This is a genomic window from Dyella sp. GSA-30 (assembly GCF_027924605.1).
Lineage (GTDB): Bacteria > Pseudomonadota > Gammaproteobacteria > Xanthomonadales > Rhodanobacteraceae > GSA-30.
This window is the reverse complement of the sequence record NZ_AP027042.1, coordinates 965,115-978,104: the sequence shown is the minus strand read 5'-3', so window position 1 is coordinate 978,104 and position 12,990 is coordinate 965,115. Positions and strand designations below refer to the sequence as shown.

At 60.2% G+C, this 12,990-nt stretch carries 9 protein-coding genes; 3 read left to right on the top strand and 6 right to left on the bottom strand.

Annotated elements, in window-relative coordinates; translation table 11 throughout:
* Positions 1-27 precede the first annotated feature (27 nt).
* From QMG46_RS04335 to QMG46_RS04325, 3 genes are all read right to left on the bottom strand, one after another.
* A complete protein-coding gene (locus tag QMG46_RS04335; protein ID WP_281851256.1) occupies positions 28-3,216 on the bottom strand; it encodes a TonB-dependent receptor in 3,189 nt (1,062 codons plus the stop codon).
* Between the two features lie 670 nt (positions 3,217-3,886).
* Complete coding sequence (locus tag QMG46_RS04330) at positions 3,887-4,315, bottom strand: hypothetical protein (protein WP_281851255.1); 429 nt, start codon at positions 4,313-4,315, stop codon at positions 3,887-3,889.
* Between the two features lie 121 nt (positions 4,316-4,436).
* Positions 4,437-5,615 (bottom strand): class I SAM-dependent rRNA methyltransferase, encoded by a 1,179-nt coding sequence (locus QMG46_RS04325; RefSeq protein WP_281851254.1) that lies wholly within the window; start codon positions 5,613-5,615, stop codon positions 4,437-4,439.
* Between the two features lie 574 nt (positions 5,616-6,189).
* Here QMG46_RS04325 and QMG46_RS04320 point away from each other — a divergent pair.
* Complete coding sequence (locus QMG46_RS04320) at positions 6,190-6,381, top strand: hypothetical protein (RefSeq protein WP_281851253.1); 192 nt, start codon at positions 6,190-6,192, stop codon at positions 6,379-6,381.
* A gap of 170 nt (positions 6,382-6,551) precedes the next feature.
* Entirely contained in the window at positions 6,552-7,223 is a 672-nt protein-coding gene (locus QMG46_RS04315) for a class I SAM-dependent methyltransferase (RefSeq protein ID WP_281851252.1), read from the top strand.
* Here the strand turns inward: QMG46_RS04315 and QMG46_RS04310 are convergent.
* Positions 7,192-7,842: a TetR/AcrR family transcriptional regulator gene (locus QMG46_RS04310; RefSeq protein ID WP_281851251.1), complete on the bottom strand. Its 651-nt coding sequence runs from the start codon at positions 7,840-7,842 to the stop codon at positions 7,192-7,194. The two genes, QMG46_RS04315 and QMG46_RS04310, sit on opposite strands and share 32 nt — an antisense overlap.
* 90 nt (positions 7,843-7,932) lie before the next feature.
* Here QMG46_RS04310 and QMG46_RS04305 point away from each other — a divergent pair, with 90 nt between their 5' ends.
* Positions 7,933-8,598, top strand: a complete 666-nt coding sequence (locus QMG46_RS04305) for an O-methyltransferase (protein WP_281851250.1) — start codon at positions 7,933-7,935, stop codon at positions 8,596-8,598.
* 97 nt (positions 8,599-8,695) lie between these two features.
* Here the strand turns inward: QMG46_RS04305 and QMG46_RS04300 are convergent, their stop codons facing one another.
* Positions 8,696-11,770 (bottom strand): efflux RND transporter permease subunit, encoded by a 3,075-nt coding sequence (locus QMG46_RS04300; protein ID WP_281851249.1) that lies wholly within the window; start codon positions 11,768-11,770, stop codon positions 8,696-8,698.
* A 47-nt stretch (positions 11,771-11,817) separates the two neighbouring features.
* Positions 11,818-12,972 carry an efflux RND transporter periplasmic adaptor subunit gene (locus QMG46_RS04295; RefSeq protein WP_281851248.1) on the bottom strand — a complete coding sequence of 385 codons (1,155 nt, stop codon included), beginning with the start codon at positions 12,970-12,972 and terminating at the stop codon, positions 11,818-11,820.
* Positions 12,973-12,990 lie beyond the last annotated feature (18 nt).

The following is a 12,990-nucleotide window of genomic DNA, read 5'->3' as shown; positions in this document are numbered from 1 at the left end:
GTCTGGCCCGACCCCACGCTTCCTCGTTCAATCGCCCTCTCCGAACTTGTACGTGACACCCACGTAGTACTGGCGCCCGGCGTATTCGAGTTGATACAGGCGTGCCGTCGTATCGCCACCCAGATACTCGCGCGGCGTGGACTTCGTCACGTTGATGACCGACGCGGTCAACATCAGGTGCTTGTTGAACTCGTAATCACCGTTCAAGTCGAGCTGGTGGTAGGGCTGCGTATAGATCGGAAGACCCGACGACAGTCCTTGCATGGTCCGACCCGTCCAGTTGCTGGTCGCGCGCAGCAGGAGACCATTCTTTTCATAGAACAACGAAAGGTTCGCCGCGAACTTGGCGCTGCCGATCAGCTCCGATTTGCCGACCGCCGTATCCCCCAGCGTGACCGGCGTTTCGCTGGTCTTGTTGAGCGTGTAGTTGGCGATGTAGCCAAAGCCCATCTGGAAGGTGTGCTGCGTGTAGATTTCTACGCCCTTGGATGTGCCGGAGCGGCCGTTGGCGTTGGTGCTGTACTGCATGAAGTTCTGCTGCGTGCCGCCGACGTCGACATTGATGTTGTCGACGGTGACCGGAACGACGAAGTTCTTCACCTTCTTCTGGAACACATCCACGCCGACGACCGATTCGGGTGCGTAGTACCACTCGCCCGCCAGGTCGAACTGGGTGGCGGTGAAAGGCTTCAGGTCCGCGTTGGCGCCGCTGCCGTACCAGCCTGGCAGGGGTGCGCCGAACTGCTTGCGGTCGTTGTAGTAGTCCTGCGTGTTGTTGGTGAGGCTGCCCAACTGGGCCAGGTCGGTGTAGTTGGCGCGGGCCATCGCCTGCGACCCGGCCGCGCGTATCACGAAGTTGTTCGGGAGCGTCCAGGCAACGTTGAAGCTCGGCAGGAGCTTGTTGTAACGCTTGCTGGTGGAGGCATTGGTGAATGTCTGGATCACCGATTGCTCGCGCGGCAGGTATTGGAAGTCACCCGGTGCGCAGGGGCCGCCAGCGATGTTCTTGCCGGTGGTCGGACAGATCAGGATGTTGCCGCCCGCATCATGGTAGTACACCGCGTTGTTGGTGGTGATCTCATCGGCGACGGTGAGGTCTTGCTTCGTGCTGACAAAACGCAAGCCCACGTTGCCGCGTAGCGTGCCCGTGTCGAAGTTCGCCTGGACATAGGCGGCGGAGATCTTTTCCTGGACCGTCGATTTGTCTTCGGGATGGTTGTACAGCACCCGGTCGTAGGTGGAGTTGAGATAGTTGTAGTACGCCGGGAAATTGATCGCCGGGAAGGTGCTGTCGTTGTACGCCTCGGTGTGGCCATCGAGCGAGCTCGGCAGCAGGAAGCCCGCGGGCAGCTGGCCGGCATTCGGATCGCAGGTCTGGAACTGCAACGTGGTGCCCTTGCAGTACCAGCGCAGCTCGTTGTTCTGCTGCTCGGCGTGGTTGTCGCGGTACTTCACGCCGAACTGCAGCGATTGCATCCAACTGTTATCGAAGGCCCAGGTGAAATCCAGCTGCGCGAAGTTCTGCGAGGTGCTGGTATTGACCATGTTGGAGCCGGTGGAACCAAGATCCACCTGTCCCTGACCGGCCAGCATGTTCTGCAGCACGTTTGGCGACGCGGTGATGGTCGGCGTGCCGTTCAGCGTCCACGCGGCCCCGTTGCTACCGTCCACCCACTGGCCGTTGACGAAGTTGCGCGGCTTGGCAGCCATGCCCAGCTCTATCGACGGACCGCCCGTCGCCCAGGTGCGGCCGACGTTGAACGATCCGCTGAGGCTGCCGCCGTTGTCCCACTCACCTTCGAGGTTGAGAGTCTGCGACGTGGCCTTTTCGACCGAGTAGTTGCCGTTGAGCCACGGAATTTCGGTGGAGCACACGTCCACCGCCTGTCGTTGCGCACCGGTGACGGGATTCGTCGTTGAGTTACAACCCTGGCCGGCGGGCGGGAGGACGTAGTTCGCGCCGGTGACGATGGTGTGCGACGGATCGAAGGTCAGACCGTTGGGAGCGAGCAACCTGCCTTGCTGGTCGGTGAAGTCGTTGTTGCTGGGCAGTCCCCACTCGGGAACCTCCAGGGTGTTGGTGATCTGGGTCTGCTGCCGCTGGAAGCGGAAGTAGTTGCCCGTCAACAGGAAATGGTCGCTGGGCTTGAACTGCAACGTGGCCTGCGCACCCTTGGACTTCAGATCCAGCTGATTCCGGCTGGTGGCGAACTGCTGCGGCATCCAGTAGCCCGAATAGCCTTTGCCGGACTGATCGACCACACCGCCTCCCGGCCACAAAGCCAGGTTGGGTGCGACGTCGGGGCCGTACTGCTGCCCATGCACGTTGGTCGGCTGGTGAGTACACGTTGTCGGATCGGTACAGTTGTTGTCCCACCAGTGCCAGCTGGACGCATTGGCCGTGTAGTCGATATCCCGGCGCTTCAGATACGAGCCCGCGACGAGGACGCCGAAGGTCTGGTCCTTGTTCTTCCACGACCACAGCGCCGAGCCCTGCGGCGTGATCTTGCTGCTGTTGTCCGAGCCTGCCGCATTGACGGAAACAAAGCCGTCGTTGGCAGCCATCTCCAATGGGCGACGCGTGTGCAGGTCGACGTTGCCGCCGATGCCGCCTTCGTCCAGGCGTGCTTCAAGGCTCTTGTAGAGCTTGATGTCCGAGAACATGTTGGCCGGCATCAAGGTGTAGTTGAACGAGCGCGTCAGGCCGGCCGAAGTATCGGCCGAAGCCACGTAGTTGCCGTTCAATTCGGTCAGCGTGAGCTCGGGCGCGAGGCCGCGAATGCTGACTGTCTTGCCTTCGCCCGATTCGCGTGTGATGACCACACCGGGCACGTGCGCAAGCGCGTCGGCAATGTTCTTGGCGGGAAACTGCGCGATGTTCTGCGCGTTGATCACCTCGACGATCGAGTTGGAATCGCGCTTGTCCTGCATGTTCTGGTCGATCGACTGGCGAAAGCTCGTGACGACGACCGTATCGAGCGTGGTGGCATTGGCCGCGCTCCCGGTTTTCTCCTTATCGGATTTCTTGTCCTTGTCGTCCTTCTTCGCCGTTGCGCTATCGGACGCCTGTGGCGGCGTTGTCGTTGAGGTCACCGCGGGCGCGGAGGTCTGCGCAAAGGCGATCGAGGGTATTCCAAGGCAGCTCCCTGAGATGGTCGCCAAGGCAAGCGCGACATATAACGGCTTGCGCGTAAACACGTGTGGCAGGTAAGTCATTTTTTTGAATCCCCTACTTTGGTGCGCGCCAGTTTTTCGGAGTCGGCGCGGTGATCCCCCGTTTGATCACATGCAGCAGATGCTCGATTTGTGCGGTAGACGCTCTCCTCCCCCTCAAATTTGGATCGATCTAAATTTTTGGCATTCAACGAGCCCACGATCGGTCAGCGTTGAACGGCTAAACGCGCAGGGACGCGCTACTGCGAAGGGCGAGAACGGCGCTGCAAAGACGTGTGGTGCGAGCTGGCAACAACTCCCGCGAACGCGGGCATGCGTGCTGCACGAACGCCTGTCATGACGGGATTGCGAGCGGCTTCTGGCTTCATGTGACGGCTCCCCATTTCTCTCGACCTGCCCGGCGGGAAACAGCGACATCCAGGGCGGCACTAACGCGCACGTCCTAAGCTCTCCCCACCCCCAGTCCAAGTCGGTCAATCTCATCGCAGTCGCGATGTGATCTGAATCACACCAACTTGGATCGATCTAAATCCCCTGGGGGCAAATTAGACCCAGAAAGCGCAAGGTGTCACGCTGCGGCGCAAAAACGCGGTGTCGAATCGCTGGGGGCTTTGCGCCGGCTACATCGTCAAGCTGCGAACAGCGCGCGTTGAATCGAAATCGGACAGCAGTATCTGGGCCGAACGTGTCGACAGCAGCAAACTGAACATCCTCAGATGTAAACCGTCAGCTCATCGAGCAATCGCTGTTGCAGCATCGGCTCGAGCTGAAAGAATCCATGGTGGGACAGGATTCGATGATTCGGGTTGGCCCGATAGGAGCCTGGAACTATCTCCCCCTGCTTGACCTGGAACGCGCCAATGACATCCTCCGCAGGTACCTGGCCCTGCGGCGTGGGAGTTCTTCCATCGATGATGTGAACCCAGCCATTCACTTGGGCTTTTGCTGCAGTAACCAGGTTCGGCACGGCGGGACCATGCTTCTGAATGACGCCATGCATGAAGTCTACGAAGGCCCGGTTACGCGCAAAGTTGTCAGGATCGAACGGCCCACCTGCTCGATTCATATCGAAGAGCTGGCCAATGATCTCCTGCGTGACAAGGCCTCTCTTGATCGCTTCGCCCGGCAAAGCCAGGGTCACATACGCCACCATGCCGTCGGGCGTCTGGACCTCGCACACACTTATCGGGAGAGCAGGTTGCATAGTGTTGATGACTGGCCTCAGGAACTTATCGGCTTCACGTTACGCCCAGGAAACATCCCTAGACCTTCCGCAAGAGCAACCCTTTCAAATAGTCGCCTTCGGGAAAATTCAGTGATACGGGATGGTCGATATCCGCCGTAAATCGCTCGATCAACCGCATATCGGCTCTCACGTCCCAGGCGCTACCCGCCACGACCTTCTGAAACAATTCGGCAGTCATGCCGCCGGAGCAGGTAAAGGTGGCGAGGTGGCCGCCTGTGCGCAACAATTTCATGGCCCACAGGTTGATGTCCTTGTACGCACGTGAGGCGCGTTCCACATGCTGCGCCGTCGGGGCAAATTTCGGTGGGTCCAGTACGATCAAGTCGTAGCTTCGGCCCTCATCGCGCAGCCGACGCAAGTATTGAAAGACATCAGCCTCCATCCATGTGGCGCGTTCGCTGGGCAGATCATTCAAGCTCAGGTTGACGCGCGCGGCGTCGAGAGCATCGCCGGAACTGTCCACCGATAACACCGACCGAGCGCCGCCACGCAATGCGGCCAGGGAAAAACCACCCGTGTAGCAAAAGCAGTTCAGCACATCCGCGCCGTTGGCCAGGCTGCCGATGCGGTGTCGATTGGCGCGCTGATCAAGATAAAAACCCGTCTTCTGGCCTGCCGCGACATTGACGCGATAGCGCAGGCCATGTTCGATGATATCCGTGACCGCCGGCAGCTCGCCGCGCAACAAGCCGCTGCGTAGCGGCAACCCTTCCAGTTCTCGTACATCCGCATCGGAGCGCTCGTAGATGGCTTGCACGCCGGTGAGTGCCTGCAGCTCATCGCAAAGGACATCGCGCCAGGATTCCGGACCGGCGGCGAGCAATTGCATCACCAACACCTCGCCATAGCGATCGACGATCAGGCCGGGAAGCCCATCCGACTCGCCGTTCACCAGGCGCATGGCGTTACTCGCATGGTCCATGCCACTGCGTAGCTCGATCGCGCGACTCAAGCGCCGCCGGAAAAAATCCCGATCGATGGTTTCACGCTCGTCGAAACTCCAGAAGCGCAGGCGTATCTGCGATTCGCCGCTCCATGCCGCCCAGCCCAGAAAGCGACCGTTGGTGTCCAGCACCCTGACCGTTTCGCCTGATCCTGGCGTACCTGCCGGCGGATTCATTGCTCCGGAAAATAACCAGGGATGTCGGTGCAGCGCGGATTTTTCGCGGCCTGGGTTGATTTTTACGACATGCATGATGATTGATCCGGAATGCCACGACGTTCGACGCTGACTGCCGGATCACCGTTGCTCAGGTGATAAGGGGTCACATGCATTGGAGAGTACATGGGATTGTCGCAAACGCTGGCATCGCACCGGTGTAAAAAGGCCGATATTTTTTGCTGCCGACAACGCTGGCCCTGGTGTTCATGGGATCGACACCTTGCCTTCAAGGAACTTCGAATGGTCTCCTACTCGTCATTCCGGCGTAGGCCGGAACCCAGTGGCGACATTATTGGGTTTTCGTAAAAGCGATGAATTTTACTCGCGAAAACCAACAGCCGAAGTCACTGGGCCCCAGCCTACGCCTGGATGACGATATGAAAAAACCGAGGTTATTCGAGGCATCCTTTGTGGAAAGGGTGCTCAAAAAGAATACGTGCGTCGCATTATTATCTGAACGCCAGAGCCCATCGGCGTTATTCGGTTGCGGGCCGATTTGGAAGGGACTATACGGTGACAGTCGGCATTGTGCATGCCGGAGTTACGGGCACGTCTCTGGCCGCTTTGCTCTATCAAACTGTGCCCGCCAAGAAGGGAGAACACCGTTATGAAAATGGTCTTCGCTGGACTGGTTCTGATCGCTGGGACGCTCACTGCGAATGCCGGCGACATCGGCAATGCAGGTGAGCAGCAGCATGGCCTTGCCAACGCGCCGGTATGTCCACCAGGGCAAGTGGCAAAATTCGTCGGCGTGATCAATGGTCACGCTACCTGGGAATGCGTGCCTGCGGGCACTTGAGCGACGCCACACGTGGGTAGATAGACTCTTCACGCTCGACATATGAGCGTGAAGAGCCATCTGCAGCCGCAAGGATCGTCAAAATTTTCTGCGCTTCGACTCGATGCTCAACTCGCTGCTCGTCTCGGTTTCCGGATAAAGTTATTCGATCCCCGACTTGAGCAAGCCGAATGGATCCGTTCTCCGATTCGCAAGCCGTAGCCCGTTACACCGAAGGCCCCCCACGCATCGTGCCGGGCTACGAAGGCATGCAACGCATGACGACGCTGCTGCTTGCCGAGCGCGTCCCGGAAGACGGCCGGGTACTGGTTCTGGGCGCCGGCGGCGGGCTGGAGTTGAAAGCCTTCGCGCAGGCCCAACCGGGCTGGACCTTCGACGGTGTCGACCCTGCTCCCGAGATGCTGAAGCTCGCCGAACAGGTTCTGGGGCCACTCGCCTCACGAGCGACGTTGCATCAAGGCTATATCGATGACGCTCCGACCGGGCCGTTCGACGCGGCGACCTGTCTACTGACCTTGCACTTCTTGACGCTCGAAGAACGACGACGAACCGTGGCCGAAGTGCATCGCCGCTTGAAGCCTGGCGCGCCCTTCGTGGTCGCACACCTGAGTATTCCGCAAGGGGAAGGCGAGCGAGCGCTTTGGCTGTCGCGATACGCCGCCTTCGTGGTGTCCTCCGGTATCGATCACGACAAGGCAGCGGCTGCACGCGCGGCGATCGACACGCAGCTGACCTTGCTCACGCCGGAACAGGACGAAGCGATTCTGCGCGAAGCAGGCTTCTCGAATGTCAGCCTGTTCTATGCCGGTTTTACGTTTCGGGGCTGGGTGGGCTACGCCTGAGCTGGTCGAGGTACGCGCAAAACATATCCGCCATGGCGTCGGCATAAGCCTCGATCTCGATCGGGGTTCGAGGGCTTTCCGAAAAATCCTTTCCCACCGTGCTGAGCGTTGTCGTCATCAGCTCGCCCGCCAGTATGCGAGTAGCTTCCGACGCTTCGGGCAATACCTCTTGCATGAAGGCCTGGATGGTTTGCTGTCCGGAGGCTTTGGCCGCCTGCGCCTCCGGCGCATCGCGATAGAGCGGCGCGGTGTCGTTTAGCGCTACCCGCATCTCGGCCTCTTCGCATTCCGAACGAATGAAGGCGTGGACGAGGATGCGCAGCCGATCCAACGGTGGTCGCTGAACGTCCTCGAGGATGTCGCGCAGCAAGCCAGTCGTCTGGCGCCACTCGTCGCTCTGCAATCGAAAGAGAATCGCCGCCTTGTTCGGGAAATACTGATACAGCGACCCGACGCTCACTCCGGCCTTCTCCGCCACCCGCGCCGTGGTGAAGCGCTGCGCGCCTTCCTTCGCCAAAACCTGAGCAGCCGCTTCCAGAATGATGGCGATAAGCCCGGTCGAGCGAGCCTGTTTTGGCTGTTTTCGTGGGGAAATCGGGGGGTTTCGGCGATCGGTCATGGCAGCCTGACAATGCGAATAGTGAACCTGACGAATTCGTCGCATTCTATGCCGACGCGTTCACGGACGCACCTCAAAACGGAGATTTGCATGACCACTCTCGCTACCACCCCGCTGGCCCCATTGCTGGATCGCTTGTTCAAGGAGGCCGATGCCGCATCACCAGCAACGATTCCGGCGCTGGCTGCCCTCTCTGCCGACGAGCATCAGCGGCTGATGCGGAGCAAGACCGATTACATCGACTTTTACGGTCAGCTCAAGGACCTCCCTCTCGCTGTTTCGCGAGAGACCGGCGTGCTGCTCTATATGCTGGCGCGCAGTGGCGGTGCGCGAACGATCGTCGAGTTCGGTACCTCGTTCGGTATCTCGACGTTGCACCTTGCCGCGGCTCTACGGGATAACGGCGGTGGCCGCTTGATCACCAGCGAGTTCGAGTCGTCCAAAGTGGTGCGCGCCCGGGAACATCTGACGGCTGGCGGTCTCATCGATCTGGTGGAGATTCGGGAGGGCGATGCACTGCAAACCTTGCGCGTCGATCTGCCCGACACGATCGACCTGCTGCTGCTCGATGGCGCCAAAGCGCTCTATCCCGAGATTCTGCACCTGGTCGAGAGCCGCCTCAGGCCGGGTGCCTTCATCGTCGCCGACAATGCCGATTACAGTCCTGACTATCTGGCTTACGTACGCTCGCCGGCCAACGGCTATATGTCCATACCGTTCGGCGAGGATGTAGAACTATCTATGCGGATCGGCTGAAGCCTGTCTGTCGACCTCGGTTGTGGTGGCGCGGTCGCGGCCTCAGTCGCGACCGCAGCTTCCCAGGACAGCCAGGCATCCGATCGCAGCAACCGACTCACACCTCCAACCGATCATCAGGACGTGCAACAAGCGTGTAAAGCACCGGCATCAGAAAGACGCTGATCAGGAGGCGCGTGAACAGGCCGCTGACGATGACCAGGGCGAACGGTCGTTGGGTATCCGTACCCACGCCTGTAGCCAGGGCCGCAGGCAGCAAACCCAGCGCCGCGACGAGTGCCGTCATCATGATCGGCCGCAACCGCAAGATGGCGCCTTCGCGAATGGCGTCAGTGAGAGGGGTGCCGCCGCGGCGAAGTTCGTTGACGTAGGAAATATAGACGACCGCGGTCTGTACCGAGACACCAAACAAGGCCAGGAAGCCGACACCGGACGACACCGAGAACGGCGTACCGGTGATCCACAGTGCCACGATGCCACCCACCGGCGCGGACAGCAGCACGCCAAGCACGGTAATGAAGGGAAACTTGAAGTTGCTGTAGAGCGTGAACAGCAACAAAAAGATCAAGCCGAGTGTCAGTGGCAGAATGATATTCAGCTGCGCCCGCGATGCGGTGTATTCCGTGTATTCGCCACCCCAGTCCAGACGGTAGCCCTGCGGCAACTTCACCTTGGCGTTCACCTGTTGGATGGCGTCCTCCACCGCACCGGCAAGATCGCGACCCTCAACGGAGAACTGCACGCCGATGTAACGCGAGTTGTCCTGGCGATAGATAAATGACGCGCCGTTGGTCACCTGGATATTGGCAAATTCCTTGAGCGGTATCTGTTGCCCGGCTGGCGTGGTCACCAGCAGGTTCCGGATTTCTTCGGGGTTGTTGCGGTACGGCTCATCGAGTCGCACAACAAGATCGAATTCCTTCTCGCCCTGCACGACTTGCGTGGCCACGTCGCCGCCAATCGCCGTCTGGATCAGGCCATTGATGTCGGAGACGTTCAGGCCATAACGAGCGATCTGGGCGCGATTAATGTCGATGGTAAGACTGGGCTGCCCGAGCTCACGTACCAGCGTGACGTCGCGAATGCCGCGCACGTGTTCCAGCAGCTGTTTGATGGCCTTGCCTTTCTGCTCGAGCGTATCGAGGTTGGAACCAAAAACCTTGACGGCCAGTGCGCTTTTCAGACCGGTTTCCGCTTCGTCCACCGCATCTTCCGCCGGCTGGGTGTAGTTGAAAATGATCCCAGGGAAAGCCTCCAGCTTATGGTTGATGGCCTCGATCAAGGCGGCCTTGTTGCGGTACGAGCCCGTCCATTGCGAATAAGGCTTGAGGCCCACATAGAACTCGACATTGAAAAAGCCGGTCGCATCCGTGCCGTCATCCGGACGGCCAAGTTCCGACGCGACGGTGGTGACTTCGGGAAAGGAGCGCAATATGTCGCGCACTTTTGGCGTCACCTTCGACGCCTCTTCGAACGAGATGGTGTAAGGCATCGTCGCGCGCACCCACAACGCACCTTCGTCCAGTTGCGGCATGAACTCGGCGCCAATGCGCGGGATGAGCAGCAACGAGACGACCAGCACGATGCCCGAGGCAGCCGCGGTACCCCAGGGGCGCGCCAGACAGAAATCCAGGCCCTTGATATAGATCGACTTGATCGCCTCGAACACGCGATTACGCCGTTCGCGGACGCCCTTGCGCATGAATACGGCGCAAAGCACGGGCAGCAAGGTCAACGTGACCACCAGCGAACCGACCAACGCGAAAATCATCGTGTCCGCCATCGGCTTGAACAACGTGCCGGAAGGCCCGGACAACACATAGATCGGCAGGAAGCTGACCACGATGACCGCCACGGCATAGAACAACGGTCGGTCCACTTCGGCGGCGGCGTCGCGGATGATCTCCCTGACGTTGATCGGCGTACCTTTGCGCTCGGCGATCTGGCGGAAGATGTTCTCCACCATGACGACCGCGGCATCGACAAGAATGCCGAAATCCACCGCGCCAATGGATAGCAGGTTGGCCGAAGCACCCTGTAGATCCAGACAGATAAAGGCGAAAAGCAGCGCCAGCGGAATCGTGGTGGCGACGATCAGGCCCGCGCGAAAATCGTAGAGAAAAAAGATAAGAATCACCACGACCAACAACATGCCGCGCAGCAGATTGTCTTCGACGATCCTGGTAGTCAGCGTGATCAGATCGGTGCGGTCGTAGAACGGTACAACCTTGACGTCCTTGGGCAGGATCTGGTCATTAAGCTCGCGGGTTTTTGCCTCGACGCGCTTTAAGACATCCTGGGTTTTCTCGCCGGTTCGCAACAGGATCACGCCTTCGACCGCATCATCCTGCTTCTCGTAGCCGAACTCGCCGAGGCGAGGCGCGATGCCGATCGTTACGCGGCCAACGTCTTTCACCAGCACCGGCACGCCGTCGTGCACTGCCACCACCACGTTGCCGATATCTTCGAGCGTTTCCATGCGACCGGCGCCACGCACGTAGTAGAACTGCCCACCTTGCGAGTAGAAGCCGCCACCGGCGTTGGCATTGTTGGCCGTCAACGCGGCCTCGACCTGGACCGCGGATAGTCCCACCGCCGCGATCTTGGTCTGGTCGAGCAACACCTGGTACTGCATGGTGCCGCCGCCGAATCCGGAGTCGTCGGCGACGCCCGCAACGGATCGATACTGCGGCTCGACCGTCCAGTCCTCGAGCGTCTTGAGGTCCATTGGCGAACGATCGGTGCTTTGCAGTACGTAGCGATAGATCAGGCCCGATGGCGCGGACAACGGCGATACGGAAGGCGTTACGCCGCTCGGCAAACTCAGGTCGCCCAGGCGGTTGAAGACTTCCTGGCGAGCGAAGTTGTTATCCGTGCCATTCTGGAATGTGAGAATGACGTCGGACAAACCGTAGAGCGAAATGGAACGCGTCGTGGTGGTTTTCGGCACCCCGTTCATCCCACGCTCGACCGGCACCGTGATCAGCCGCTCGACTTCTTCGGCGGCATGTCCCGGCCATTGCGTGATGATTTCCACGATGGGTGGCGACAGGTCGGGGTAGGCATCGACCGGCAATCGCTGGAGCGAGCGCACACCGGCACCCGTCAACAGCAGCATCATGAGGATGACCACAAATCGTTGCGCCAGCGACGCGGCGACGATCCGGTTCATGACTGACGCCGTTCGCGACGGCGGCAGGTTGGATGGCTGCTGATCGCTCATTGGTTCTGCATGAACTGGACAAAGATGCCGCCATCGACCACGACCTGCTCCCCAGGCTGCAAGCCGGAAGGAATGTCGAACTGGTCACCGACGCGATAGCCCACACTGACCGACCGTCGCGCAAAGCTGCCGTCGCGCTGGACGACATACACGAACGGCAGGTTCTCTTCGTCGCGCAGAATGGCCGATACCGGGACCAACAAACCTTCCGTCTCCTGTTGCGAATGAATCCGCACGCTGACGTACATCTGCTTTTTCAGCAGGCTTTGCGGGTTGTCGACAACGACACGTACTGGCACCAAGCGCGTATCGGGATTCACAAGCGACGAGATATTGGTGACCTTGCCGGCGATGCCTTTTGAGTCGGCGGCCGGCATGACATCGGCCATGTCGCCAACGGCCACCGACGGAAGATCGGCGGCGGAAACCTGTGCCATCACCCATACACGCGACAGATCCGCCACGGTAAAGGCGGGCGTGGTGCCGGCCTGCAGAAGCTGCCCTGGCGCGATCTGCCTGTCCACGACGGTGCCAGCGATCGGCGAGCGGATGACGCCATCGATGTGCGAAATCGGCCGGCCTTGCTCGATCGCCTTGATCGTCTGCGGATCGACGTGCAGCGAAACCAGTGCCTGCAGGGCAGCCTCGAGATCGGCGTCGGCGTTGGCAGCGTCGGTTTCGGCCTGGTCCTCTTCGCGCTTGGCCACGCCCTGGTGCTCGACCAGATCCTTTTCCAGATTGGCAAGCCGCCGCGCGGTGTGGGCCGTGGTCAACGCCTTGCGATACGTGCTGATGGCGGTAGCGAAATCCGGCGAATCCACGATCGCCAGCGGATCGCCTTTCTTGACATGGTCGCCAATGTCGACCAACAACCGCGATACCGGGCCGGAGATCGGCGCCAGCACGGCCGTGGCGTGATCGTTATCGAAATCCACGGAGCCGGTGGCTTCCACCGTTCGCTGGAACCGCGAACGCACAACGGTGTGCAGACCGACGTTCTTGCGCTGATCCGGTGTCAGTGTCACGTTGCTCGCCGTAACCGAAGCAGTCGATGCGCTGTCATCGCTTTTGCCGCTGCAGCCGGCAACCGCCAGTACAAGCAGCGCGAAGGCAGCGGCCGGAATCGGCAGGCGTTGTCTTCCACGTTTCAACGAGGGCGCTCCGTAGGG